This window comes from Rhodococcus pseudokoreensis (assembly GCF_017068395.1).
In the GTDB taxonomy this organism is placed as follows: Bacteria; Actinomycetota; Actinomycetes; order Mycobacteriales; family Mycobacteriaceae; genus Rhodococcus_F; species Rhodococcus_F pseudokoreensis.
The window spans coordinates 3,710,716-3,736,578 of record NZ_CP070619.1 but is presented as its reverse complement, the minus strand read 5'-3'; the positions used below and the strand labels follow the sequence as shown (position 1 = coordinate 3,736,578).

Genomic DNA, 25,863 nt, shown 5'->3' with positions numbered 1-25,863 from the left:
GGTCAGCTGGCCAGTTCGATCGCCGACGTCGGCGCGACGTCGGCGCCCTGCAGAATCATGCCGATCTGGACTTCGAGGGCGTGCTCGAGGTACTCGGACGGGTACAGATCCGGACTGCCGATCGCCTCGAGGGCGAGGCCGTCGACGGTGGCGAGGAGAAGCGCCGCACGGGTTTCCGCTTCCGGGGTGCCGATCCCGATGAGCACTGCGGACAGTCCGGTGCGGATGGTGAACAGGGTCGTGCGGCGGATCTCGGCGAGCGACGGGGAGGTGGCCGCCCGGACGGCGAATGCCGCCCTGACGTGCGCCTCCCGCGACCGTGACTCGTCGAGGGGGAGCAACTGCGACATCGCGGCGAACAGGTCCTGGGCGGGGTCGCCGTCGCGGTCGATCTCCGACAGGCGGGTGAGCAGTTTGTCGACGAGGGTGCGCAGCGCGAACGCGAACATCTCGTCCTTCGTGGAGAAGTGGTGCTGCACGGCGCCGATGGACACACCCGCCCTCTTGGCGACCTCGCGCACGCTGGCGCCCTCGAGGCCCGACTCGGCCGCGACGTCGAACAGGGCCGCAGCCAGGTGTTCGGGGCTGGTGGACGAGTACCGGCGTTCGCGCATGCCTCGAACATTACTTGCGTATTGAATCAATACATGCGTCAGGTGCCCGTGTCGCCTCGAGTTGCGGGTGTGACTTTCGGTTATCGGCGGACGTACGTCAGGAAGATCATCCCGCTCTCGAACGCGCGCGTCGAGGTCAGCCGGAACCGCTGGGGGTCGAATTCGCCGTCGAACAGCGGAATGCCCGAGCCGATCGCGACGGGGTTGAGCTTGATCCGGAGTTCGTCGACTTCGGGTTGCACCGCGGCGGCCAGCTTCCCGCCGCCGCACAGCCAGATGTCCTTGCCGTCCTCCTTCTTGAGTTCGCGCACCTTCTCGATCGGATCGCCCGAGACGATCTCGACGTCCGGGTCGGGCGACTCGGTGATCGTCGTCGAGAACACGTATTGCCGCAGATGCGCGTACGGGCTGGTCACGCCGAGGTCGAGGCCGGGCTGGTAGCTGGCGCGGCCCATGAGCACGGTGTCGAAATGCCGGTTGGGGGCATCGATTCCCATCGCTGCCCGAACGTGGGTGGGGACCGTCTCGGGGTACTCGGCGATCATCGCGGGCATGTGATCACCCTCGAGTTCGAAGATGGTGCCGCTGGGGTCCGCGCCGTCCGCGCCGGCGATGAATCCGTCGATGGTGGTGGCGACGTAGTAGACGAGTTTTCGCATGTGAGTCCTCCCGCAGTCGGTAACTACTCCATTTGTAGTACTATGGCTGCAGTGGTTGCAAGTTCTTTTTCGAGGAGTGTCGATGGCGCAGAATCCGGAACGGCGTGCGGCGCTCGTGAACGCGGCGATCGAGGTGCTCGCGCGAGAGGGTGCGCGCGGCCTCACGTTCCGTGCCGTCGACGTCGAGGCGGGCGTCCCCAAGGGGACGGCCTCCAACTACTTCGCCAGCCGCGACGACCTGTTCGACCAGGTCGGCCAGCGGATCCACGAGCGCATGGGTCCCGACCCCTCGGTGATCGAGGAAAGCGTCCGCAAGCCGCAGGATCTCGACCTCGCGATCGAGTACATGCAGGGACTGTTCGGCCGGATCACCCGCGACCGGACGGGCTACCTCGCGTTGCAGGAGTTGCGGCTCGAAGCGGTCCGTCGTCCCGAACTGCGGACCACCCTGACGCGCACCATCTCCGGCAACCTGGAGCGGGACATCGAGTTTCATCTGGGCTCGGGACTGCCCGGCGACCGCAGCACCGTGCTGATGCTCTACCTCGCGATGAATGCGCTCATCGTCGAGCACCTGACGCTGCCCGGGGTGCTCGAGGGCGTCGACACCGAGCGCCTCATCGCCGATCTCGTGACGCGCGCCGTCGCTACGCCGGACGCCTGAGCGCGTAGTCGTCCACGTACTCCTGGCCCGACAGCGTCATGAGGGCGTGCATCAGTTCGTCCGTCGCGGCCCGGACGACGTGCCGGTTGTCGCGCAGTTCGGCGAATCGGGAGAAGTCGAGCGGCTCACCGACGGTCACCGTCACCTTGCCGAACCGCCACATCCTCGATCCGACGGGGTTGACCCGCCGGGTGCCGTGCATGGCGATCGGCACGACCGGGGCGCCCGTGGCGAGCGCGACCCGGGCGATGCCGGTCTTGCCCTTGTGGAGCCGGCCGTCGGGCGACCGGGTGCCCTCGGGGTAGATGCCCCAGACCTTGCCGTCGTCCAGGATCTTCCGCGCGGTGTTCAGGGCGGATTCCGCGGCGGAGGCCCCGGAGCGGTCGATCGGCACCTGGCCGGCCGCGGTGAAGAACCAGCGCTTCGCCCTGCCCTTCGCACCGCCCTCGGTGAAGTACTCGTTCTTGGCCACGAACGTGATCCGCCTGCGCACCATCAGGACGAGAAAGAACGAGTCGACGACGGTGAGATGGTTGCTCGCCACGATCACCGGACCCGACGCCGGGATGTGGTGCGCGCCGCGGATCGTGGGCCGCCCGAACATCCGCAGCACCGGTCCGATCAGCACAAACTTGAAGATCCAGTACCACACGGTGAACTCCTGACTCGCGCGCCAAAGGTCGTAGACAGTGTCTACTCAAGACATGTTAGACACTGTCTACATGAGTGGTGAAGTGCAACCCCTGCGCGTGCGGCTGATCGACTGCGGCCGTGAACTCCTGGACGAAGGCGGCATCGACGCCGTCGGGCTGCGCGCCGTCGCCCGGCACGCGGGGGTCTCGCACGGTGCGCCGCGGCGGTACTTCCCGACGCACAAGGCGCTGCTCGCCGCGATCGCGGCATCGGGGTTCGCCGAGCTGTCCGCAGAACTCCGAACAGCGATTGCGTCCGAGACGGATCCGGTCGCGCGACTGCGGCAGATCGCCCACCGGTACCTCTCCTTCGCACGCACCCACCGCACCCTGTTCGAATTGATGTTCCGTCACGACCTGCTCGAGGGTTCGGGCGAGGACCTGCGGCAGCACTCGAAACCCCTGTTCGAGACGGTCGCCGCGCTCGCCGCAGACGCCGGCGCCGCGGACCCGCACGTGGTCGCGTTGAACCTGTGGACCCAGCTGCACGGGGTGGCGACCCTCCGCGCCACCCGCAGCATCGAGGTGATCGCCGGCGACATCGACACGGACGGTTTCGTCGCGCAGCTGATCGACCTACATCTCAGGGCGCGGGGATGACGGCGCGCGGCAGGTCGGCCCGCAATTCCACGTCGGTGACGAAGTCGCCGTCGCCGGGCACGTAGCGGCGCTGCGGATCGAAGTCCTCCACCCGGAAGCTGTCCAGGGTGGGGGAGTGCGTCGTGACCGCGAGCGTTCCGCCGTCGACGTCGAACTGCAGCAGTCGCTGGAACCCGGTCTCGCGGAGACCGTTCACCGTGAAGTACTGGTAGTCGGCCAGCAACTCCACGACCTTCCGGTCGGTGTCGCCCACCTTCCGGTCGGTGACCGTCGTCTGCCCGTCGACGTGTCCCGCGAGGACCAGGAACACCGTGTCGAACGGGACGACGAGACGGTTCCAGATCTGCTGTCCCGCACTGGTGCCGATGTCGCCGAACCCGCTCATCCGCAGCGAGCCGTCCTCGTCCAGGTAGTAGTGGCTGCCGATCACCACGTTGCGGTCCGGGTGGGCGGCGAGTACGTCCTCCGCCCACTGCAGGACGTGCTCGGGCGGGTTGTAGCCGATGTAGAGCATCAGGAATTTCGCGCCGGCGATGTCGAGCAGGTCGTAGTGCGCCGAATTGTCCGTGTCCGTGACGGATTCACCCCAGTACGGCTGGTCGCGGAACCGCCACGGCCCGAAGAACTCGTTGTAGAGGGCGTGGTTCTTCTCGTGCTCGCCGGGAATCAGCCGTCCGCCGACGTTCCACAGGTTGTCGTGGTTGCCGGGCAGGACGCCGTACGGGATGCCGGCGTCCTCGAGCGTCGCCATCGCCCGGTCCGCCACCTCGAACTCGGGGCGGGCACGGGACTCGGGCGCCCCGGGACGTATCCAGCTCTGGACGAGGTCGCCGGTGTGCATCGCATACGCGATCTTGCGTTCGGCGGCGTTGTCGGCGGTCCAGCGGGTCATGTCGAAGTACACCTCCGGCCGGTCCCGGGACACGTACTGGGTGTCGGTGATGTGCTGCAAAGCGAAGTCGTACGTGTCCGGGTCGGCGAACTGCTGATCGGCCGTCGCGTTGGCGTCGCGGAAACTCCGGTCCCGTCGCGGGCTGTCGATGACGAGGATCTGGGCGGCGTCCTCGCCCTCGATCCGGGTGGTCAGAGAGACCGGACCGCCCGGCTCGGACGGCTGCGCCGTCGCGACCGGCTCACCCCAGCTCTGCGTCTGCTCGTCCCACACGTGCATCGCGAGGTCGTCGAGATTCACCGAACGTCCGTGCCACGTCACGTCCGAGCCCGCGGTGTCCGGACCGAACCGGACCTCGTACCGCATGTACGGGTATTCGCCGAAGCGGTGACCGGTGGCCGACATCCCGTCCGACTCCGCACCCGGAACCCGCTGCGACGGTGTGGCCTCGCCGGTGGTCCCGGCGAACATCAGCGCCGACGTGAGCGGCGCCGACGTGACCAGGCCGCGGGCGGGCAGACCGGACGCACCCCGGGGTTCGGGATCGGCCACCGCGACCACGTCACCGCCGAGCAGCGCAGCGGCCAGCGACACCGCCGTCAGCGCGGCAATCCTGCCCGGCACGCTCATGACTCGAGGTTACAAGCGCGGCCGGGCAGGAGTGAGGTGGAAGAGCCGTCAGGCCTTGCGGCCGAGGAAGGCCAGGACCCGGGTCTGCTCGTCGGAATCCGCGGGGACGTCCACGGCCGGGCCGCACACACCGGCCGTGCGGATGTTGTCGCCCAGCTGCTCAGCCACGCCACCCACCCAGGCCAGGTCGTCGGCGGGGATGGTCTCGTCGAGGCCGGTGGCCCGCGCGAGGTCCCAGCCGTGCACCACCAGGTCGAAGCAGTAGAAGCTGTCGACGGTCTTGCCGAGTTCGGTGCGGCCGAAGTGCCCGTCGTACTCGAGGCCCGCCTTGGCCGGATCGTCGAGGATCTCCTGCATGCCGTCGCGCGTCGCCGCCCAGGCGGCAACCGGGTCGTCGTCGACGGACGGCGGTTCCGGCAGTTCCAGATCGACGACGGTGACGATGTAGCGCTGCGTGTCGATCACGTGCCGCACGACGTCGCGGGCCGTCCAGCCGTCGCACGGGGACGCGTCGTCCCAGCGTGCGGCGGGCACGGATTCGACGCGCTTCGTGAACTTCGCGGCGAGGTCGCGGTAATGGGCTGCGGGGGTTTCGGTTGTCGAGGTCATGCTGCCGATTCTTCTCCCGTCCGGCGCCCGCGGGCTTGAACATTTCCGACATCGACGACGGAATCCGTCCCGTGCCAGTCGGGCGCCTCGCCGGCGAGCAGGTCGGACGGGGTGAGCGAGGAGATCCGCCGGCATTCCCGCGACAGGTGCGCCTGATCGCTGTAGCCGGCGGTGGCGGCCAACTCGGCGAGCCCGGTCCGCGTCCCCGATTGCGCCAGCGCCATGAACCGTTGCAGCCGCAGGATTCCGCGGAGCGTCGCGGGACCGTATCCGAACGCGTCGTTGCACCGCCGCTGCAGTTGCCGTTCCGTAACCGAGGCGGCGTCGGCGAGCGCACCGACGTTCCACGACTGCCGGGCCAGGGCCTGCCGCACGGTGCCGATCAGCGGGTCGGCCTCCGGTCCGCGGTTCCGCCACGCGCGCACGGCGTTCTCGAACAGGGCGATTCGTTCCGCGTAGCCGGACGCGTTGTCGAGCCGGTCGGTCAGCGTCCGTTCCCAGGTGGACCCGAGTACGTCGCCGAGGCCGACCCGGATGTTGCGGACCTCGGCCGCCGACGTCCGCAGCAGATGCGAGGCGGCGCCGGGACGGAAACGGACGCCGACGGATTCGGTGCCCGGCGGCAGGGTGAACGACCACGCCGTGGTCTCGGGACCGCACACCCGGATCCCTGCACCCCGGATCCAGAGGATGTCCATGCAGGCGTCCGGCACCAGCAGATGCTCGCCCTGCGTGCGCGCGGACCACCCGCACACCAGGGTGCCGGCGAGGTCGGGTGACGGCGAGGTCGGCGTGTACCAGCCCATGCACAGGAGCCTAATCACCGATACCGACACGTGTGGGCCCGTCACATCGCCCGAAGTGCCCGCACCGGCGCGCAACTCGAGGTGAACTGTATGCACGGGTCCGCAGAGGTTCCCCGGAGGCCCGCCACTTCGCCGTCACAGAGAACGAGGACTCCATGAGACGAACATGGGCGCTGGCAGCGATCGTCGCCGTCAGCCTGACCTTCTCGAGTTGCGCCTACGACCGCACCGATTCCGGCGACACGGGCGGCAACGCCCCGGTGTCCCCGACGCCGACGTCGCCGCCGGCCGCGCCCGGAACACCCGTCCTGAAGATGGGACCGACGACGCTCGGCGATGTGGTGGTCGACGAGGGTGGGATGACGGTGTACGTGTATGACAAGGACGAGGTCGGCTCCGGTGCCAGTTCGTGCCGGGACACGTGCCTGCAGTCGTGGCCGCCGGTCACCTCCGTGACCGAGAACCCGACGGTGCAGGGATTGCAGGAAGTCGTCGTCGACACCATCCCGGCAGCGGACGGCACCCATCAGCTCACCGTGAACGGCCGCCCCGTGTACCGGTACAAGGACGACAACGAACCCGGTGACGCGTACGGGCAGGCCGTCGGCAGCGTGTGGTGGACCCTCGACTCCGCAGGCAACCCGGTCACGACAACTGCGGGCGGCGAGTAACGCGGTCGATCCTCAGGTGGACGGTGACGGTCAGCACCGCCGACAGCGCGGCGGCGAACCACAGGGCGTCCAGCCCGATCCAGTGGTGCGCGAGAGCGCCCGTCACCGCTCCCGCCACCAGGCCCGCCCACAGCGCGAAATGTCGTAGCCACGCCCACCGCGGCCCGCCGAACAGCGCCGCCCCCAGCCGGTGGCCCATCTTCACGAGGGCGCCCGTCATGTAGGTGAGGCCGATGGTGACCTCGCCGTCCTTCTGGAAGAAGGAGTTCTCGGCGCCCATGGCGAGCAGCATCGCGCCGACGGCCACGGTGCTCGCCCCGACGGTCGCGGCGACGGCGCCTGCGATCAGCAGCCCGGACACGACGGCGAGCACCGTCGTCCGGACGGGAAGCCGCCTGCGATCCGACAGGTGCACGACCACGGCGCCCAGGACGCAGCCGAGGACGAACGTGCCGATCACCGCGGCGGCCGTCAGTGCATGCGCCCACGCCCCGTCCGCGAACCCGACACTGAACCGGGTGAGATTGCCGCTCATGAACGCGACGAAGAACCCGCCGAGCGTGATGAATCCGAGCGCGTCGACGTAGCCGGCGAGCGCGGACAGCACCACCGCCAGCACGAGCATCTGCCTGCTGTCGTCGATCGGCACATCACACATCAAACACCGCAGTGAACGACAGCGGCCCCCGATCCGGAGATCGGGGGCCGCTGTGGCGGAGTTCAGGCGGTGCGAATGCCTCGACTAGGACGTGCCGAGCGCGGGCGCGAGGGTGCTGGCCCAGGATTCGTGCAGCCGGTCCTGCCAGTAGGGCCACGTGTGGAGGCCCTCGTCGGCGATGTGCGTCTGCACGTTGGCGCCGGCGGCCTTCGCCGCGGGGACGAACGACCTACTGCTCAGGCCGGAAGCGGTCTCGAGGGGAACCGTCTGCGAGAACTTCACCGGGTCGAACGACTTGCTGTCCGGGTCGACCGTGGGATCGCCTGCCGCCGAACCCGCACCGGACGAGATGTAGACAGACTTGCCGCGCAGTGCGCCGACGTTGAGCAGCGGATCGTTGCGGATCCAGGCTGCCGAGGGCCAGAAGCCCCACATGTTCTGCGCGTTGCCGCCCATCTGGGCGACCGAGACCTGGATGCCCTGCGCGAAGCCGGGCGAGCTGGCCGTCGGGTACCCGCTGTAGGACGCGACAGCCTTGTAGAAGTCGGGGCGGTGAATGGCGAGGTTCAACGCGGAGGTGCCGCTCATCGACAGGCCCGCGACCGCGTTGTTCACGCCGTCGCTGCCGAACTGCGAAGCCATCACCGGGGGCAGTTCGTTGGTCAGGAAGGTCTCCCACTTGACGCGGCCCAGCTTCGGGTCGTCGCGCAGCCAGTCGGAGTAGAAGGTGCCGCCACCGCCGAACGGGATGACCACGTTGACGTGCTTGCCGGCGAAGAAGTTCTCCACGTCGGTCTCGATCAGCCAGCCGTTGTTGTCGTCCGGCGCGCGCAGGCCGTCGAGCAGGTACAGCGTCGGCGCGGGACCGCCGCCGGCAGCCTTGAGCACCTTGACGGGAATGTCCTTGTCCATCGACGGTGAGTACACCGAGATCAGGGCCGAGTCGGCATGCGCGATGCCGGTTCCGGCCAGTACGGACACGAGGCCCGATGCCAACACTGCGACCAGTCCCACGATCAGCGCGCGGGTGCGACGTATCGCCATCCGAATGTCCTTCTATCTCGTAACAGACACTGCACAGCGAACGCTGCACCGGAGACGATAACAGGGAGATAACGGGTTGTGCCTGTCGTGGCCTGGGATTCCCGGTGCGGAAGGGTCCGCAGGCTGCGGTCCGAGGGGGCGCCGCCGGTTTGCCCGGAGATGCAAGAAACCCCTGTGAACCACTTTTCAGCGGTTCACAGGGGTTCCTGTGGCGGAGGATAGGGGATTTGAACCCCTGAGGGCGTTAACCCAACCCGCGTTCCAGGCGAGCGCCATAGGCCACTAGGCGAATCCTCCGTGGAGGAGCATACCCAACGACGACGGCTCACCGTTAAACGACCAGGTGGCCGCCGGTTCTACGTCCACTTCAGCTCGCCGAGGGCGTGCTCGGCGAGCGGCACGGAACGGTCGCAGGACGTGTCCGGGTTCGCGGTCGCGTCCAGACCGAATTTCGTCTCGATCGACAGGGTACCCGCGTCGGTGGTGACCTCGAGGATGCACTGGTACTTGCTCTCGGCGAGCGCCCGGCCCTCGAGTCCGCCGACGTCGATCGTGCGCAGCGGGTCGACCGGTTCCGGCGCGCTCGTGGTGGTGACGGTCACGGTGTTCAGCGACTCGGGTGTGCCCCACGTGCACGCGCGACGTTCCGGACTGTCGGTGGCGGTGCCCTCGCCGGCGCCTGCCGTCAGGAGGGGTGCGAGCGTCGCATCGTCCGCGAGCGAGCACGGCTCGGCCGCGTCCCAGCTGACCGCGTCGGGCGTGGCCGCGTCTTCGCTGCTCCCGCCGCACGCCGAGAGTGCTGCGACGGCGACGGCGAGGGCCGCCACGTGTGCTGTCCTTCTGAGTTTCATCCCGATCCTTTGCCGACGGTGGCCGAATGCGGGGCGACCGTAGCACTGGCGGTGGTCTGACGTGCGGCGTCGGGCGCGGGCCGGGGTGGATCCCGGTCGCGGCTCGGGGCCGTCTACACTCTGTGGTGGATCCCGCGCGGCGCGCATCCTGTGAACTCCCCCAGGGCCGGAAGGCAGCAAGGGTCAACGGGCTCTGCCGGGTGCGCGGGGTCCCCTATCTTTCGCATACCCGACCCCCGATGTCGGTGAGAGGCCGCTCCTGATGACCAACCAGACCCAGATCGGGTTGATGAGCCATGAGGAACTACTTTCGGAGCATGAGCGCCAGACTGCGAGCTACGCGCAGCTGAAGACGGAGAAGCTCACGCTCGACCTCACCCGCGGTAAGCCCTCGCCCGAGCAGCTGGATCTGTCGGCGGCGCTGCTGACGCTGCCCGGTGACGGCGACTTCCGCGACGGCAACGGCACCGACACCCGCAACTACGGCGGGCTCACCGGTCTGCCGGAACTACGGGCGATCTTCGGTGAACTGCTCGGCATCCCCGTCGAGAACTTGCTCGCCGGCAACAACGCCAGCCTCGAGATCATGCACGACAACGTCGTGTTCGCCCTGCTGCACGGCACGCCCGACTCCCCGCGCCCCTGGGCGCAGGAGGAGAAGGTCAAGTTCCTGTGCCCGGCCCCCGGCTACGACCGGCACTTCGGCATCACCGAGACCTACGGCATCGAGATGATCCCGGTGCCGATGCGCCCGGACGGCCCCGACGTCGGCGTCATCTCCGACCTCGTCGCGAACGATCCGCAGATCAAGGGTCTGTGGGCCGTTCCCAACTACTCCAACCCCACGGGCGCGGTGTACTCGGAAGAGGTCACGCGGGCGCTGGCGTCGATGCCGGCCGCCGCCCCCGACTTCCGGCTGTTCTGGGACAACGCCTACGCGGTGCACCCGGTGATCGGCGAGACGGCGCCGTCCCTGGACATCCTGGGGATGGCCGCGGAGGCGGGTCACCCGAACCGGCCGCTCGTGTTCGCGTCGACGTCGAAGATCACGTTCGCCGGTGCGGGCGTCAGCTTCTTCGGTTCCTCGGCCGCGAACCTGGCCTGGTACCAGAAGTTCCTCGGCAAGAAGAGCATCGGACCGGACAAGCTGAACCAGCTGCGTCACCTGCGGTTCTTCGGTGACGCCGATGGGGTCCGCGCCCACATGGAGAAGCACCGCGAGATCCTGGCGCCCAAGTTCGCGCTCGTCCTGAAGATCCTCGAGGACCGTCTCGGGGCGTCGAAGGTGGCGTCGTGGACGGAGCCGAAGGGCGGTTACTTCATCAGCCTGGACGTGGTCGAGGGCACCGCGAAGCGCGTCATCGCCCTGGCGAAGGACGCGGGGATCGCGCTCACCGCCGCCGGATCGGCGTTCCCGTACGGAATCGACCCGGAGGACAAGAACATCCGGCTCGCGCCGAGCTTCCCGTCGATGGACGATCTGGACAAGTCGATGAACGGTGTCGCGACGTGCGTGCTGCTCGCGGCCACCGAATCGCGCCTGGGCCTGCCGAAGTCCTAGAAGTAGACGTCCGGCCGCTCGCCTGTTTCAGGTGAGCGGCCGGACGTGTCTCTACATCCTGGCGTAGCGCGCCATCACGAAGCTGTACAGCCCGTACGCGGCGATCCCCAGCGCGGCGAGGACCAGCAGGAACTGCCCGAACGGTGCCGAGCCGAGGGTCTTCACAGCGCCGTCGATGCCAGTCGCCTTGGACGGGTCGGAGTTGAAGACCGCGACGATCACCAGCACACCCGCGCCGGCGATGACGAGGCCCTTGGCCACGTAGCCGACGACCCCGAGCGGTTCGACGAATTTCGACGGGGTGCCCTTCAGGTCGTCCAGGAAGTTCTTCGCCGCCCCCTTGTAGATGTGGTAGCCGCCGATCGCGACGGCGACGAGGCCCACGATCACGAGGAGGGTCTTGCCTGCCCCGGACTCCATGAGGCGCGCACTCATTCCGGCGTTCTGCTGGCCGCTCGACTTCCCGCCGCCGCTCGCGAACTGGTACGACGAGAAGGCGAACGCGAAGTAGACGACTGCCAGGCCGAAGGCCTTCGCGCGGTCCAGCAGCGACGTGTCGTCGTTGTCGCCGGACTTCTCGGTGGCGTGGGGGCCGAGGACCGTTTCGGCGAGCCGCCACAGCGCCATGGCGATGAACGCGATCGTCGCCACCCACAATGCGAACCGGCCGCCGGGTTTGGAGGCCAGCGTGCCCAGCGCCCCGGACTGGTCGGCGTTGCCACCGCTCCCGAACGCCAGCTGAACGATGATGTACGCGATCAGCAGGTGCACGAAGCCGCTCATCACGTGGCCCGCCCGCGCCACCCGTTCGAAAGTGGTGCTGTCGGTTGCCTTGTCCACGGCACGGCTCATCCCACCGGCTTTGTTCGTTTCGTGCTGGGCCATCGGGTGTCCTTACGGCTCGTGCGCTTGGACCGGAGTCCCTTGACCGTAGGGGTACCCGGTATCCACCGCGCCGACACGGGCCGGGCGCTATCGCACAGCGTTCGTGACTCGGTCGATCAGGTTGGAGGCGCTGTAGTAGTCGAGGCGGAAGCTGTCCTTGCCGAGCCCGATTACCTGCTTCTTCTCGACGGACGGCGTCTGCTGCAACGTCGGATCCGCGAGGAACCGTTCGGCGTCCGCCGCGTCACCGATCACGATGAACGTGGTGTTGCCGGGTACGGCCCGCGGCAGGTTCTCCTGCCCGACCGGCACGACGTCCTTGCGGCCGGTCATGACGCCCTTGTCTGCTCGGCTGATGTCGGCGGGCAGGTCGGCGAGCGAGAATCCGAGGCGTTCCAGCAGAATGCCCTGGGCCGATTCGGCGGTGAACATCCGCGACTCCTCGGGCGAGTTGTAGGCGGGCACGTTCACCGGGTTCGCCGCGGCGACCTTGTCGCCGAGCGCCGACTTGGCGTCGTCGAGTTGCCGGTCGAACTTCGCGACGAGGGCCTCGGCCTGCTCCTCGGCCCCGATGGCCGCCGCGATCCGACCGCTGAGGTCCTGCCAGGACTTGTCGTCGTACCGCAGCACGACGACGGGCGCGATCTGCCGCAGCGTGTCCACTTGATCGACGGCCGAGTCGCCGCCGGTGGCGGACACGAAGATGAGGTCCGGATCGGCGGCGGTGATCTTCTCGACGTTGGGCTCGCCCTGGTAGAGCGTCTCGACGCCGCGCTCGGCGGCGATGTCCGCCCACTGTGTGAACAGGCCGTTCTCGTCGGTCACGTCGCTCGGTCGCTGCGCGCCGGTGCCGATCAGGGGCGCGTCGAGGGCGAGCAGCGAGCCGGTGAGGGTGACGCTGGTCGACACGATCCGCTCAGGCTTGTGTTCGATCGTGACGCTGCCCGTCTCGTCGGTGACCGTGCGCGGCCAGCCCTGGCCGGATGCTGCGGGGTTGCCGGTGGTCGCGGACTCGGTGGCGGGATCGGACGAGCACGCGGCGGCGCCGATCCCGACGGCGAGGACAGCGACGGCTGCCAGTGAGCGACGAAGTTTCACGGTGGGACTCTCTTTCGCACGGGTAAGGAAACTAATTTAGGCTAGCGTTACCTACATTCGAATGGGGAAGTGGATGCTGAAACGGGTACCCGGACCGGAGCGCCGCGTCGTGCGCACACGGGCGATCGACGACCTGGCACAGGGCGCCGTCCCCGCGTTCTGGGACCGCCTCGCCGCCGCGGGCAGCCCCATCGTCGAACGCGGCGGGGCCGACCGCGGCTGTGTGATCGCGACGTTCTGCTGGCGGGACCCCGAGGGCGACGAACGCGGGTCGAGCACGCGGCACGTCTACCTGGACGCCAACGGAATCACCGACCGCTCCCGGCCGGAACGGGCCGGGCTGTCGCGGCTCCCCGGCACCGACCTGTGGTCATTGTCGATCGAGGTGCCCGAGAACTGGCGTGGCGCCTACCGAATCATTCCCCGGACCGAACCACTGACCATTCCCTGCGACGGCACCCCGGGCTGGCAGTGGTGGCGGAACGTACTGGCCGGCGCACAGCCCGACCCGTTCAACCCGCTGCCCACGCGAGCGGTGCAGGCAGGCGACTGCTCCGAGGCGGTGATGCCCGCGGCGCCCGCGCAGCGCTGGTGGACGGACCGCCCCGGCCGCGGCGAACTCCACGAGACGACGTTCACGCTGTCGGGCACACCACGGTCGGTGTGGGTCTACGAACCGCCCGGACTCGCCGCCGGATCTCGTCCGGTGGTAGTGCTGCTCGACGGCCGGACGTGGGCGGTCGACCTGCCGATCGCGGGTGCCGTCGACGCACTCGGACCTGCCGGTCACCGGGTTCCGCTCGTCGTGATGGTCGACAGCGTCGGACCCGCACTGCGATCCGAGGAACTCGGCTGCAGCCCCGCGTTCGCCGCTGGTCTCACCGGCGAACTGCTCCCGTGGCTGCGGCGGGATTGGGCCGTCACCGACGACCCGGCGTCGACGATCGTGGCCGGCTGCAGCCTGGGCGGATTGACGGCCTGCCACCTCGCGCTGACGGCATCGCACGTGTTCGGGTGCGCCGTCAGCCTGTCCGGGTCGTTCTGGTGGCCCGGATCCGGGCCGGGGGTTGCGTTGCAGGACCGCATCCGCGCCGCCGCCCCGTCGCGCAGCCGGTTCGGCATCGAGGTCGGGACCCTCGAATGGATGCTCTTCGAACCCAACCGTGAAGTCCGCGACCTGCTGGCCGGCACCGGCCACGACGTGCGCTACCGCGAGTTCTGCGGTGGTCACGACGCGCTGCACTGGCGCGACGGACTGATCGCCGGCGTGGCCTCTATGCTGGGTTACGCACCGGTAATGCAGTGATGTGGATAACTCTGTGAATAAACCGCGCGTCGCCGTGAAGGGCGCACCCGCCCCATCGTGGGATGGCAGGATCGAAGCATGGCACGCACGCTGAACCTGGTAGGGGATCCGGACGCCGACGCACTCCTCGCGAGTGACCCGCTGGCGTTGCTTATCGGGATGCTGCTCGATCAGCAGGTTCCGATGGAGACGGCGTTCGCAGGCCCCAAGAAACTCGACGACCGGATCGGCGGCCTCGAGGTGCACCGCATCGCGGAGATGGATCCGGAAGAGTTCGCGGCCGTCTGCTCACAGACCCCCGCGGTCCACCGGTTCCCCGGATCGATGGCCACCCGCATCCAGTCGTTGTGCGCGTTCCTCGTCGAGAACTACGACGGCAGCGTCGAGGCGCTGTGGACGAGCGGTGACCCCGACGGCAAAGAAGTGTTGAAGCGGTTGAAGGCGCTGCCGGGGTACGGCGACCAGAAGGCCCGCATCTTCCTGGCGCTGCTCGGCAAGCAGATCGGTGTGGAGCCGAAGGGCTGGCGCGAGGCGGCAGGCGACTACGGCACCGAGGGGTCCCGGCGTTCGATTGCGGACGTCGTCGACGACAAGAGTCTCCACGAGGTCCGCGAGTTCAAGAAGGCCGCGAAGGCCGACGCGAAGAAGGCGGCGGCAGCGAAGAAGAAGTAGCCGCCGCTACTCGGTGTCGTCGAGAAGTAGCCGCCGCTACTCCGTGTCGTCCGGTTCCTGCTTCCGTTCCGCGTCGAGTTGCCGCCTGCGTTCCGCCTCGTGCATCCACGGGAATACGCTGTTGCCCTGGCCGCCGCCGATCGGTCCGTGCCCGAGCACACCGTGCTCGTACGCAGACTCGGCGTGCAATGCGAGGTCGATGCCGGAGGACTCGTCCTCGGCGCTCACCCGGAACCCGAAGATCCGGTCGATCAGCTTGCCCAGCCCGAACGTCACGCCGAACGCGTACAGGGCGACGACGACCACGGCCAGCACCTGCTTGCCGAGTTGCGCGAACCCGCCCCCGTACAGGAGGCCTTCGGCTCCGCCCGTCATCACCTCGGTGGCGAGCAGTCCGATCAGGATCGTGCCGACGATGCCGCCCATCAGGTGGACACCGACGACGTCGAGCGAGTCGTCGTATCCGAGGCGGAACTTCCAGCCGACGGCGAACGAGCAGACCACACCGGCGACCGCGCCGACGATCACCGCGCCGACCATGCTCACGGTGCCGCAGGACGGGGTGATCGCGACCAGCCCGGCGACGACGCCGGACGCCGCACCGAACGTCGTGGGGTGGCCGTCGCGCTTCTGTTCGACGAGGAGCCAGCCGAGCAGGCCGGTGCACCCGGCGACGAGCGTGTTCAGGAAGATCGCGGCGGCGGTGCCGTCGGCGGCGAGCGCGGAGCCCGCGTTGAAACCGAACCAGCCGAACCAGAGCAGGCCGACACCGAGCAGCACCAGCGGAAGGTTGTGGGGGCGCATCGACTCGGACTTGAATCCGAGCCGCGGTCCGAGGACCAGGGCCAACGCCAGGCCCGACGCGCCGGACACGATCTCGACGACCAGTCCGCCCGCGTAGTCGAGGGCGCCGAACTGCGCGATCCAGCCCTGCGGGTTCCACACCCAGTGCGCGACGGGTGCGTAGACGACGAGTGCCCACACGGGCACGAAGATCATCCAGGCCGAGAACTTGGCCCGGTCGGCGATCGCACCGCTGATCAGCGCGGCGGTGATGATCGCGAACGTCAGCTGGAACGTGGCGAACAGGATCTCGGGGACCTGCCCGTGGACGGTGGTCGGGTCGATGCCCGCCATCCCCACGTGCTCGAGCCCGCCGATCAGTCCGCCGCCGATGTCGTCGCCGAAGATGAGGGAGTACCCGGCCACCAGCCAGGCGACCGTGACGAGCGCGATCGACACGAAGCTCATCATGATCATGTTCAGTACGCCGGTGGAGCGGACCATCCCGCCGTAGAACAGGGCGAGCCCCGGGGTCATCAGCAGGACCAGCGCGGTACTGATCAGAAGCCAGGCGGTTGCTCCGGCGTCGATTGCAGGCACGACATTCTCCTCACACACCCGGACGAAACCCGGTGCGGAAATTCACGATGGCCGCGGGCCGTTTCAACTGTGATGCCGACGCGTTGCGAACGTGTTACGCAATCCGGTCAGGTCCGGATTTCTACCTGTGAGTAGCACCCGAGCGGGGTGCCGAGCAGGCGCTTCGACCACCCGGACCGGACTGTCGGGGCCCGCCGGTAGTCTTTCCGCGTGGCCCTGTACCGGAAGTACCGACCCGCATCCTTCGCCGAGGTGGTGGGGCAGGAGCACGTCACCGAACCACTGAGCACCGCTCTCGACGCCGGACGGATCAACCACGCGTATCTGTTCTCCGGTCCCCGCGGCTGTGGCAAGACGTCGTCTGCCCGCATCCTGGCCCGATCGCTGAACTGCGTGGAGGGCCCGACCTCGACGCCGTGCGGCCAGTGCCCCTCGTGCGTGGCGCTCGGCCCCGGCGGGTCGGGCAACCTCGACGTCACCGAACTCGACGCGGCCAGCCACGGTGGCGTCGACGACACCCGTGAGCTGCGCGACCGCGCGTTCTACGCGCCCGCCGAGTCGCGGTACCGGGTGTTCATCGTGGACGAGGCCCACATGGTCACCACGGCGGGTTTCAACGCCCTCCTCAAGATCGTGGAGGAGCCGCCGGAGCACCTCATCTTCATCTTCGCGACCACCGAACCCGAGAAGGTGCTGCCGACCATCCGTTCGCGCACCCATCACTATCCGTTCCGGTTGCTCGCGCCGACGACGATGCGCGGGCTGCTGGAGAAGATCTGCCTGCAGGAGAGCGTGCCGGTCGCCGACCCGGTGTATCCGCTGGTCATCCGCGCCGGCGGTGGGTCCCCGCGTGACTCGCTGAGCATCCTCGACCAGCTCCTCGCCGGCGCCGGCGACGAGGGCGTCACCTACCCGCGCGCGCTCGCGCTGCTCGGCGTCACCGACGTCGCGCTGATCGACGACGCCGTCGACGCGCTGGCCACCGGCGACGGCGCCGCGCTGTTCGGGACGGTCGACCGCGTCATGGACGCCGGGCACGATCCGCGCCGCTTCGCCGTCGACCTGCTCGAGCGCCTGCGCGACCTGATCCTGATGCAGGCGGTCCCCGACGCCGCCGAACGTGGCCTCGTCGACGCTCCCGGCGACGTGCTCGAGAACATGCGCGCCCAGGTCCAGCGGATCGGTCCCGCCACGCTAACCCGGTACGCCGAGGTGATCCACGCCGGTCTCGGCGAGATGCGCGGCGCCACCGCCCCCCGACTGCTGCTCGAAGTGATGTGCGCCCGGATGCTGCTGCCGTCGGCGTCCGATGCGGAGTCGGCCGTGCTGCAGCGGCTCGAACGCGTCGAGCGCGGACTTCCGCCCGCAGGCTCCGCACCGGTCGCCGCCGCAGCCGCAGCCGAGCGGCCCGCCGCGGCACCGGAGCGCGCGCCGCAACCGCCCGCCGAGCCGGAACCGGAGCCGAAGTTCCAGCGACCGTCGATGCGCCAGGCCGCGGCGGCCACCGTGCCCCCGCCGCCCGAGCCGGAACCCGAACCGATGCCGCGGCCCGTTCCGGAGCCCGCGCCTGCCCCCGTTCCCGAACCGGAGCCGACGCCGCAGCCCGAACCGACACCCGTTCCGGAGCCGACGCCGGCACCCGAGCCGACGCCGCAGCCCGTGCCCGAACCGGAGCCCGCGCCCACTCCTGTGCCCGAGCCGACGCCGGAACCCGAGCCGGCGCCTGCACCCGCGCCGGAACCCGAACCGGAGCCACCGCTCGCGCCCGAGGTGGAGGCGGCACCCGCAGCGTCGGCGGGTCCGGATGTTGCGACCCTGCGGGAGGCCTGGAATTCGCTGCGCGAGAAGGTGAGTCAGCGGAACAAAATCCTTCCCGCGATGTTGTCGGCCGCCACGGTGCACGACGTGCAGGGCAACCGCCTGATCCTGGCGCACCCGGTCCCCAACCTGGGTGCCCGGATCGCGTCGCCGCACAACGCCCAGGTGATCACCGAGGTGCTGTCCGAGATGTTCGGCGGCACCTGGGAAGTGGAGTATCAAGCTGGTGCTCCGACGGCGCCGCCCCCACCGGTCGCGAAGGCCGCTGCGGCGCCGACGAAGCCGGCGGGTGCACCCCGGTTCTCCCGGCCCAGCCAGGAGCGGGCTGCGCAGCGCCCGCCGCAGCAGCAGTCCGACGGCCAGCGCACCGATGCGGGTTCGGGTGCGGCGCAGGCACGTCCGTCGTCCGAACCGGACGACGACATTCCGCCGCCGGAGGCACCCGACTACCCGGACGATCCGGGGCCGATCGACTACGAGGCTTCAGCGTCGACGCCGCCCGTCTCCACACCCGAGGACGAGGAAGAGATGTTCAAGGAGGCGGCGGAACCCGCCGACCCCGCGACTCGCCGAGACCCGGAAGACGTGGCGTTCGAACTGCTCAAGGACATGCTCGGGGCCAAGAAGCTCGAGGGCTGAACCGAGGGTTGAGCGCACGGCGGTCCCGCCACATCGGGACATCCGCCCCTGGTGCCCGGGACGCCGGGTGCCCGATCGTCGTCTCATGAGCACAGTGAATGTTCCAGACGGCGTGCAGAACGAGGTCCCGGCGACCGCGCGACCGCGAAGCGGCCGGTGGTGGGCGTACGTCGGGGTCCTCGCCGGCGTGGCCGGAATCGTCGGCATCCAGGCGAGCATGTCGGTCGACGCGGTGTACGTGGAGGCGTCGGCCGGCGACGCGGTCGCCATCATGAACGGTCTCGCGGGACAGCGCACCGGAATCCTGGTGATGCACGTGTCGATCATGACCGCGGCGCTGCTGATCCTCGTCTTCGCCGCCGGGCTGTCCCAGCGCCTGCGGGCAGCGTTGCCGGCCGACAGCATCCTGCCGTCGGTCGCGGCGTTCGGGCTGGTCCTGACGTCGGCGGCGTGTCTGCTGGGGACCGGGCTGACCACCGAGTTGGTGTTCGGCCTCGGTGACACGAGCCGGCTGGTGCCGGCGTTCGCGGTGGTCGGCGGCCACTGGATGGGCACGATTCCGTGGCTGTGGGCGGGTGCGGGCGTCAGCGCGCTGGCGGTGGCCGCCGCACTGCTCCGCGGGCACGCTGGCCCACGCTGGATCGGCTGGGTCAGCCTGGTCCTGGGGCTGGTGACCGCCGTCATCGGAGTCTCACCGCTGCAGTACCTCGCCGGGTTCACCGGGCCGCTGTGGGTGCTGGTGAGCGCGATCGGTTTCGCTTTCGCCGACACGGTGCGCGAGTAGGGGAGATACTCGTTCGCACCATGGCGAAGCAGAAGGACACTCCGATGACCGAGGGGTCGGCGGGTGCGGGCGGTGCGCCCGTACCCGCTGCCGTCATGGCGGTGTCCGCGTGGGTTCTGGTCGTCCTATCGGTGGTGGCGTTCGTCCGGGCCGATCCGGGCATCGACTCGAATCAGCTGTTCTTCCTGGTGGACGTCGTCGGGGCGGCGGTCTACGGGACCGTTGCCGGTGTCGTCCTCGCCCGCAGGGTGCATCCGGTGCCGATCATCATGGGGCTCACCGCGATCGGCGTGGGTCTCGCCGCGCTCGGCTACAGCTGTTCGCAACTCGCCGCCGTGCGTCCGGGGCTGCCGTGGGTCGACGTGCTGTCGCCGTTGCAGAACACGGCATGGATTCCCGGGACGCTCAGCCTGTTCCTGATCGTGCCGTGGCTGATCCGCGACCATCCGCTCGGCGTCGGCGCGAAACTCGGCGTCCTCGCGGGTGTCGCCGCGACGGCCTGGTACTTCTGGTCCCGCACGTTCACGGAGATCCCCGCGGTCTGGGTGATCGTGCCCGTTCTCGTCGTCGGCGCCGCGGCGGCCGCGGACTGCGGGTGGCGGTGGCGGCACGGCCCACCCGGCGAGCGCGTCGGTCTCGGCTGGATGTGCCTCGGCACGGCGCTGATGACGGCCGCGTACATTCCGCTGGCGCTGCCCGCGTCGCTGCCGGGACTGTGGGTGCTCAACCCGTTGGTGCACTTGGCTGTTCAGGCCTTCTACCCGGTCGCGATCCTGGTGTGCATCCTGCGTCAGCGCATGTGGGGGCTGAACCTGGTCGTCAGCCGCGCGACGGTGGCGGGCACCCTCACCGTCGCGCTGCTGGTGCTGTACGTCGTGGTGGCCACGGCGCTGACGGCGCTGCTGCCCGACGGCGATTCGGTGGGGGCGCAGGTGGTCGCGGCGGGTGTCGTCGCCGTCGCCGTGCAACCGGTGCGGTTGTGGCTGCAGCGGCGGGTGCACCGCCTGGTGTACGGCGAGGGCGAGGATCCGGCGAGGGCCGTCCGCACCCTCGGCAGGCAGTTCGGCAGCGCCGAGACCCCGGAACAACTCCTCGAGGGTCTCGCCGCCGGTGTTGGCGTCGCGTTGCGGCTCGAATCCGTGTCCGTGCGGCGCGCCGGCGGGGTTGCCGCGGTGTGGGGTTCGGCGACGGGACCTGCCGAGTCGGTGGAGTTGGTGCACCGCGATGCGGTGCTGGGGACGATGGTCGTGACGGCGCCGGCGGGGGAGTCGCTGGGGGCGCGCACCCGCCGGTCGCTCACCGAACTGTCGGCGGTCGTGACGGCCGGTCTCGTCGTGCTGCAGTCGGCGGAGAACCTGCAGGAGGCGCGGCGCCGGCTGTCGTCCGTGCGACTGGAGGAGCGGCAGATGATTCGCCGCGAACTGCACGACGGGCTGGGTCCGTCGCTCGCGGGCATCCGGCTGGGTCTGCAGGGCGCGCGGAACCTGCTCGGCTCGGATCCGGCCGCCGCCGCCGAACTCATCGACGCTCTGCAAGAGCAACTCGACCATCAGGTGGAGGGCGTCCGGCAGTTGTCGCGCAGCATGTTCCCGCCGGTGCTCGACGAACTCGGACTGGTCCCGGCGCTGCACGAACTGGCGGCCACCCAGTCGCGCAGCGGGTTCCAGCTGCGGGTGCAGGCCGATCCGCCACCGAGGCTGGGCGCGGAGATCAGCGCCGCGGCGTACGGGATCGTCGTCGAGGCCGTCACCAACGCGCGCAGGCACAGCGGCGCCGACGGCTGCCGGGTCGACGCCACGTTCGCCCCGGAGGTGCTGACGGTCGTCATCCACGACGACGGCTGCGGGTTCGATCCGGCCGGCGGAGGCGGTGTCGGCACCCGGTCGATGCGCGAGCGGGCCCACGAACTCGGCGGCACGCTGCACATCGAATCCGGCCGTCCGACAGGCACGGTGGTCACCGCCCGGTTACCGTTGACCGCATCATGAGCGCGGGCACGACGAACTCCACCACCTCGTCCATCCGGGTCGCCGTCGTCGACGACCACCCGGTGTTCCGGCTGGGCATGGTCGCGCTGCTGTCGACGCTGGACGGCATGGAGGTGGCCGCGCAGGCCAGTTCCGTCGCCGAGGCGCTCGACGTCGTGGACGGGGACGTCGACGTGGTGCTGATGGATCTCGAACTCGGCGACGGCTCGGGGGTGGACGCCACCCGGCGGCTCGTCGAGCGGCACCCCGCACTGCGGGTGCTCGTGGTCACCATGCACGAGGACGACGAATCGCTGGTCGCGTCGGTGCGTGCCGGGGCGCGCGGCTACCTGGTGAAGGGCGCCGATCCGGGGGAGGTCGAACGGGCGGTCCGGGCAGTCGCCAACGGGGAGGTGATCCTCGGCGCCGCGGTCGCGGCCCGCGCGATGAGCTTCATGGCCGCCTCCCGCCGGATGGAGCCCACCGTGTTTCCGGAACTCACCGACCGCGAACGGGAGGTGCTCGACCTCGTCGCCCGCGGCTACGACAACGCGAGCATCTCGCGCAGACTCGTGCTGAGCCCGAAGACCGTGCGCAACCACGTGTCGAACGTGCTCACCAAGCTGGGTGTGCCCGACCGTCCCGCCGCCATCGTGCGGGCACGGGACGCGGGGCTCGGCCTCGACACCTGAGGCGCCGGCCTCACCGCGCGGCAGTCCAGGTCGCCCGGTCGTGATCGCCTGGGTCACGATCCAGGATCGCTTCGGTCCTTCCTACTGTTTTGGAACACGTTCTAAGGTAAATGTGCCGGGGTATGCCCCGTGCAGAGCGCCGTGTGCACGGTCGGCGTCGACGCAGATAAGGAAGGAACACTCCACAGTGACCACAGAGGCATTCATTTATGAAGCCATCCGGACCCCGCGCGGCCGCGGAAAGAAGACCGGTTCGCTGCACTCGGTCAAGCCGATCTCGCTGGTCACCGGCCTGATCGACGAGCTCCGCGCCCGCTTCCCCGACCTGGACGAGGATCGCATCTCGGACCTGGTCCTCGGCGTCGTCACCCCCGTCGGCGACCAGGGCATGGACATCGCCCGCGTCGCGGTCAACGACGCCGGACTGCCCGACACCGTCGGCGGCGTCCAGCTGAACCGGTTCTGCGCGTCCGGCCTCGAGGCCGTCAACACCGCCGCGCAGAAGGTGCGGTCCGGCTGGGACGAACTGGTCATCGCCGGTGGCGTCGAATCGATGTCCCGCGTGCCGATGGGCTCCGACGGCGGACCGTGGGCGCTCGACCCGGCCACCAACTACGACAACTACTTCGTCCCCCAGGGTGTGGGCGCCGACCTGATCGCCACCATCGAGGGCTTCTCCCGCGAGGACGTCGACGCGTACGCCGTCCGCTCGCAGGACCTCGCCGCGAAGGCGTGGACCGGCGGCTACTTCGCCAAGTCCGTCGTCCCGGTCAAGGACATCAACGGCCTCGTCGTCCTCGACCAGGACGAGCACATGCGTCCCGGCACCACCCTCGAGAACCTCGCCGGCCTCAACCCGTCCTTCGCCGGCGTCGGCGAGATGGGCGGCTTCGACGCGGTGTCGCTGCAGAAGTACCACTGGGTCGAGAAGATCAACCACGTCCACCACGGCGGCAACAGCTCCGGCATCGTCGACGGCGCCGCACTGGTCCTCGTCGGATCCGAGCAGGCCGGCAAGGACATGAGCCTGACCCCGCGCGCCCGCGTCGTCGCGACGGCCACCAGCGGTGCCGACTCCACGATCATGCTCACCGGCCCGACCCCCGCCTCGAAGAAGGTGCTCGCCGCCGCCGGTCTGACCGTCGACGACATCGACCTGTTCGAGATCAACGAGGCGTTCGCGTCCGTGGTGCTCAAGTTCCAGAAGGACCTGAACATCCCCGACGAGAAGCTCAACGTCAACGGCGGTGCCATCGCCATGGGGCACCCGCTCGGAGCCACCGGCGCCATGATCACCGGCACCATGATCGACGAGCTCGAGCGCCGCAACGCCCGGTACGCCCTCATCACCCTGTGCATCGGCGGCGGTATGGGCGTCGCCACCATCATCGAGCGCGTCTGACCGCCCGGACCATCAGGAGACTTGAAGCAGTGAGCGAGCAGAACATCATCAACTGGGAGCAGGACGCCGACGGCATCGTCGTGCTCACCATCGACGATCCCAACCAGGGCGCGAACACCATGAACGACGCCTACATCTCCTCGATGAAGGCGACCGTCGACCGCCTCGTCGACGAGAAGGACTCCATCACCGGTGTCGTCATCACGTCCGGCAAGAAGACGTTCTTCGCCGGCGGCGACCTGAAGAACATGATCAAGGTCGGACCGGAGAACGCCGACGAGATCTACAGCCACAGCGTCGCGATCAAGTCGGACCTGCGCCGCCTCGAGACCCTCGGCAAGCCCGTCGTCGCCGCCATCAACGGCGCCGCACTCGGCGGCGGACTCGAGATCGCCCTGGCCACGCATCACCGCGTCGCCGCGGATGTGAAGGGCGTCAAGATCGGCCTGCCTGAGGTCACCCTCGGTCTGCTGCCCGGCGGCGGTGGCGTCGTGCGCACCGTCCGCATGCTCGGTCTGCAGAACGCGCTCATGCAGGTGCTGCTCCAGGGCCAGCAGCGTGGACCGGTGCAGGCCAAGGAGGTCGGACTCGTCGACGAGGTCGTGCCGTCCGTCGACGAACTGGTGCCCGCCGCGAAGGCGTGGATCAAGGCCAACCCCGAGGGCGGCGTCCAGCCGTGGGACAAGAAGGGCTACCGGATCCCCGGCGGCACCCCGTCCACCCCGGCGTTCGCCGCGAACCTGCCCGCGTTCCCCGCGAACCTGCGCAAGCAACTCAAGGGCGCACCCATGCCGGCACCGCGCGCCATCATGGCCGCCGCCGTCGAGGGATCGCAGGTCGACATCGACAACGCGCTCCTCATCGAGGCCCGCTACTTCACGTCGCTGGTCACCGGTCAGGTCGCGAAGAACATGATCCAGGCGTTCTTCTTCGACCTGCAGGCCATCAACTCCGGCGCGTCCCGCCCCGAGGGCATCGAGAAGACCCCGATCACCAAGGTCGGTGTGCTCGGCGCCGGAATGATGGGCGCCGGAATCGCCTACGTGTCCGCGAAAGCCGGCTTCGACGTCGTCCTCAAGGACGTCACCATCGAGGCCGCCAACAAGGGCAAGGCGTACTCCGAGGGCATCGAGGCCAAGGCGCTGTCGCGGGGCAAGACCACCGAGGAGAAGTCGAAGACGCTCCTCGACCGCATCACGCCGTCCGCCGACCCCGCCGACTTCGCCGGTGTCGACTTCGTCATCGAGGCCGTGTTCGAGTCGCAGGACCTCAAGCACAAAGTGTTCCAGGAGATCGAGGACATCGTCGACCCGAAGGCGCTGCTCGGCTCGAACACGTCGACGCTGCCGATCACCGGCCTCGCGACCGGCGTGAAGCGCCAAGAGGACTTCATCGGAATCCACTTCTTCTCGCCCGTCGACAAGATGCCGCTCGTCGAGATCATCCGCGGCGAGAAGACGTCCGACGAGGCCCTCGCCCGCGTCTTCGACTACGTGCAGGCCATCCGCAAGACGCCGATCGTCGTCAACGATTCGCGCGGCTTCTTCACCTCCCGCGTCATCGGCACGTTCATCAACGAGGCCATCGCCATGCTGGCGGAGGGCATCGAGCCCGCCACCATCGAACAGGCAGGCATGCAGGCCGGCTACCCGGCGGCACCGCTGCAGCTGTCCGACGAGCTGAACCTGACGCTGATGCAGAAGATCCGCAAGGAAACCGCGGAAGCCGCGAAGGCCGAAGGCAAGGACCTGCCCGCCGACCCGGCAGGCGACGTCATCAACACGATGGTCGACAAGTTCGACCGCAAGGGCAAACTCGGCGGCGCCGGCTTCTACGACTACGCCGACGGCAAGCGCACCGGCCTGTGGTCCGGGCTGCGGGAGAACTTCGGTTCCAAGGAACTCGAAGTCCCGTTCCAGGACCTCATCGAGCGCATGCTGTTCATCGAGGCCATCGAAACGCAAAAATGCTTCGACGAGGGCGTGCTCCTCACCACCGCCGACGCCAACATCGGCTCCATCATGGGCATCGGCTTCCCCGCCTGGACCGGCGGTGTGTCGCAGTACATCCAGGGCTACGAAGGCGGCCAGGCCGGCTTCGTCAAGCGCGCCGAAGAACTCGCCGCCAAGTACGGCGAGCGCTTCACCCCGCCGGCGTCGCTGAAGGCGTAGGCGGCTCCGCCGCCCGTGCGTGGTTAAGGAGTCTCTGGACTCGCTAACCACGCACGGGTGGAGTTATCCCCAACCTGTCGGCTATCCACAGGGCA

24 protein-coding genes, 1 tRNA gene and 1 other RNA gene are annotated in these 25,863 nt (G+C 69.0%); 13 read left to right on the top strand and 13 right to left on the bottom strand.

Annotation, left to right across the window (positions count from 1 at the left end; genetic code table 11):
* Positions 1–2: 2 nt before the first annotated feature.
* Together JWS13_RS22150 and JWS13_RS22145 are read right to left on the bottom strand one after the other, a co-directional pair.
* Positions 3–614 carry a TetR/AcrR family transcriptional regulator gene (locus tag JWS13_RS22150; protein WP_206007488.1) on the bottom strand — a complete coding sequence of 204 codons (612 nt, stop codon included), beginning with the start codon at positions 612–614 and terminating at the stop codon, positions 3–5.
* Between the two features lie 80 nt (positions 615–694).
* Positions 695–1,273: a dihydrofolate reductase family protein gene (locus tag JWS13_RS22145; protein ID WP_206007487.1), complete on the bottom strand. Its 579-nt coding sequence runs from the start codon at positions 1,271–1,273 to the stop codon at positions 695–697.
* An 82-nt stretch (positions 1,274–1,355) separates the two neighbouring features.
* Between JWS13_RS22145 and JWS13_RS22140 the strand changes: the two genes are divergently transcribed.
* Complete coding sequence (locus JWS13_RS22140) at positions 1,356–1,937, top strand: TetR/AcrR family transcriptional regulator (protein WP_206007486.1); 582 nt, start codon at positions 1,356–1,358, stop codon at positions 1,935–1,937.
* On the opposite strand, the gene JWS13_RS22135 is transcribed toward JWS13_RS22140, so the two are convergent.
* A complete protein-coding gene (locus JWS13_RS22135) occupies positions 1,921–2,589 on the bottom strand; it encodes a lysophospholipid acyltransferase family protein (protein WP_206007485.1) in 669 nt (222 codons plus the stop codon). The genes JWS13_RS22140 and JWS13_RS22135 overlap by 17 nt on opposite strands.
* Positions 2,590–2,641: 52 nt before the next feature.
* On the opposite strand from JWS13_RS22135, the gene JWS13_RS22130 reads away from it, so the two are divergent.
* A complete protein-coding gene (locus tag JWS13_RS22130; RefSeq protein ID WP_206007484.1) occupies positions 2,642–3,229 on the top strand; it encodes a TetR/AcrR family transcriptional regulator in 588 nt (195 codons plus the stop codon).
* On the opposite strand, the gene JWS13_RS22125 is transcribed toward JWS13_RS22130, so the two are convergent.
* The 3 genes from JWS13_RS22125 to JWS13_RS22115 are packed head-to-tail and all read right to left on the bottom strand — an operon-like array spanning position 3,213 to position 6,166.
* The gene (locus JWS13_RS22125) at positions 3,213–4,751 is read right to left on the bottom strand and encodes a metallophosphoesterase (protein WP_206007483.1); all 1,539 of its coding nucleotides are present in this window, start codon (positions 4,749–4,751) and stop codon (positions 3,213–3,215) included. The two genes, JWS13_RS22130 and JWS13_RS22125, sit on opposite strands and share 17 nt — an antisense overlap.
* A 48-nt stretch (positions 4,752–4,799) precedes the next feature.
* A complete protein-coding gene (locus JWS13_RS22120) occupies positions 4,800–5,360 on the bottom strand; it encodes a TIGR03086 family metal-binding protein (RefSeq protein ID WP_206007482.1) in 561 nt (186 codons plus the stop codon).
* Positions 5,357–6,166 (bottom strand): helix-turn-helix domain-containing protein, encoded by an 810-nt coding sequence (locus tag JWS13_RS22115; RefSeq protein ID WP_206007481.1) that lies wholly within the window; start codon positions 6,164–6,166, stop codon positions 5,357–5,359. Before JWS13_RS22115 ends, JWS13_RS22120 begins: the two co-directional genes overlap by 4 nt.
* Before the next feature lie 155 nt (positions 6,167–6,321).
* Between JWS13_RS22115 and JWS13_RS22110 the strand changes: the two genes are divergently transcribed.
* Entirely contained in the window at positions 6,322–6,837 is a 516-nt protein-coding gene (locus JWS13_RS22110) for a COG4315 family predicted lipoprotein (RefSeq protein ID WP_206007480.1), read from the top strand.
* Here JWS13_RS22110 and JWS13_RS22105 read toward each other — a convergent pair.
* The 4 genes from JWS13_RS22105 to JWS13_RS22090 all read right to left on the bottom strand — a co-directional run bounded on the left by JWS13_RS22105 (position 6,812) and on the right by JWS13_RS22090 (position 9,390).
* Complete coding sequence (locus JWS13_RS22105) at positions 6,812–7,495, bottom strand: YoaK family protein (protein WP_206007479.1); 684 nt, start codon at positions 7,493–7,495, stop codon at positions 6,812–6,814. The two genes, JWS13_RS22110 and JWS13_RS22105, sit on opposite strands and share 26 nt — an antisense overlap.
* Positions 7,496–7,579: 84 nt before the next feature.
* The gene (locus JWS13_RS22100) at positions 7,580–8,539 is read right to left on the bottom strand and encodes an alpha/beta hydrolase (RefSeq protein WP_206007478.1); all 960 of its coding nucleotides are present in this window, start codon (positions 8,537–8,539) and stop codon (positions 7,580–7,582) included.
* Positions 8,540–8,748: 209 nt separating this feature from the next.
* Positions 8,749–8,836 (bottom strand) — tRNA-Ser (locus JWS13_RS22095).
* A gap of 59 nt (positions 8,837–8,895) precedes the next feature.
* Entirely contained in the window at positions 8,896–9,390 is a 495-nt protein-coding gene (locus JWS13_RS22090) for a DUF3558 family protein (protein ID WP_206007477.1), read from the bottom strand.
* A 124-nt stretch (positions 9,391–9,514) separates the two neighbouring features.
* Here JWS13_RS22090 and ffs point away from each other — a divergent pair.
* An RNA gene (gene ffs / locus JWS13_RS22085) (signal recognition particle sRNA small type) lies at positions 9,515–9,609 on the top strand.
* A 43-nt stretch (positions 9,610–9,652) separates the two neighbouring features.
* A complete protein-coding gene (locus tag JWS13_RS22080) occupies positions 9,653–10,951 on the top strand; it encodes an aspartate aminotransferase type Ic (RefSeq protein WP_206007476.1) in 1,299 nt (432 codons plus the stop codon).
* Between the two features lie 51 nt (positions 10,952–11,002).
* Here JWS13_RS22080 and JWS13_RS22075 read toward each other — a convergent pair whose 3' ends face one another.
* Both JWS13_RS22075 and fepB read right to left on the bottom strand, forming a co-directional pair.
* Positions 11,003–11,836 (bottom strand): DUF1206 domain-containing protein, encoded by an 834-nt coding sequence (locus JWS13_RS22075; protein WP_206007475.1) that lies wholly within the window; start codon positions 11,834–11,836, stop codon positions 11,003–11,005.
* Between the two features lie 87 nt (positions 11,837–11,923).
* The gene (fepB, locus tag JWS13_RS22070) at positions 11,924–12,934 is read right to left on the bottom strand and encodes a Fe2+-enterobactin ABC transporter substrate-binding protein (protein ID WP_206007474.1); all 1,011 of its coding nucleotides are present in this window, start codon (positions 12,932–12,934) and stop codon (positions 11,924–11,926) included.
* Between the two features lie 73 nt (positions 12,935–13,007).
* Between fepB and fes the strand changes: the two genes are divergently transcribed.
* Positions 13,008–14,240, top strand: coding sequence for an enterochelin esterase (gene fes / locus JWS13_RS22065; protein WP_206007473.1), 1,233 nt, complete (start codon positions 13,008–13,010; stop codon positions 14,238–14,240).
* Positions 14,241–14,318: 78 nt separating this feature from the next.
* Positions 14,319–14,912 carry an HhH-GPD-type base excision DNA repair protein gene (locus JWS13_RS22060; protein ID WP_087561518.1) on the top strand — a complete coding sequence of 198 codons (594 nt, stop codon included), beginning with the start codon at positions 14,319–14,321 and terminating at the stop codon, positions 14,910–14,912.
* 36 nt (positions 14,913–14,948) lie between these two features.
* Here the strand turns inward: JWS13_RS22060 and JWS13_RS22055 are convergent, their stop codons facing one another.
* Positions 14,949–16,295: an ammonium transporter gene (locus JWS13_RS22055; RefSeq protein WP_124390213.1), complete on the bottom strand. Its 1,347-nt coding sequence runs from the start codon at positions 16,293–16,295 to the stop codon at positions 14,949–14,951.
* A 210-nt stretch (positions 16,296–16,505) separates the two neighbouring features.
* Between JWS13_RS22055 and JWS13_RS22050 the strand changes: the two genes are divergently transcribed.
* The 6 genes from JWS13_RS22050 to JWS13_RS22025 all read left to right on the top strand — a co-directional run bounded on the left by JWS13_RS22050 (position 16,506) and on the right by JWS13_RS22025 (position 25,768).
* Entirely contained in the window at positions 16,506–18,752 is a 2,247-nt protein-coding gene (locus JWS13_RS22050; protein WP_206007472.1) for a DNA polymerase III subunit gamma and tau, read from the top strand.
* Positions 18,753–18,837: 85 nt separating this feature from the next.
* Positions 18,838–19,536: a hypothetical protein gene (locus JWS13_RS22045; protein WP_206007471.1), complete on the top strand. Its 699-nt coding sequence runs from the start codon at positions 18,838–18,840 to the stop codon at positions 19,534–19,536.
* 44 nt (positions 19,537–19,580) lie between these two features.
* Positions 19,581–21,524, top strand: coding sequence for a sensor histidine kinase (locus JWS13_RS22040; RefSeq protein WP_206007470.1), 1,944 nt, complete (start codon positions 19,581–19,583; stop codon positions 21,522–21,524).
* Positions 21,521–22,195, top strand: coding sequence for a response regulator (locus JWS13_RS22035; protein ID WP_206007469.1), 675 nt, complete (start codon positions 21,521–21,523; stop codon positions 22,193–22,195). Before JWS13_RS22040 ends, JWS13_RS22035 begins: the two co-directional genes overlap by 4 nt.
* Positions 22,196–22,382: 187 nt before the next feature.
* Positions 22,383–23,597: an acetyl-CoA C-acetyltransferase gene (locus JWS13_RS22030; protein WP_012691313.1), complete on the top strand. Its 1,215-nt coding sequence runs from the start codon at positions 22,383–22,385 to the stop codon at positions 23,595–23,597.
* A 29-nt stretch (positions 23,598–23,626) separates the two neighbouring features.
* A complete protein-coding gene (locus JWS13_RS22025) occupies positions 23,627–25,768 on the top strand; it encodes a 3-hydroxyacyl-CoA dehydrogenase NAD-binding domain-containing protein (RefSeq protein WP_206007468.1) in 2,142 nt (713 codons plus the stop codon).
* Positions 25,769–25,863 lie beyond the last annotated feature (95 nt).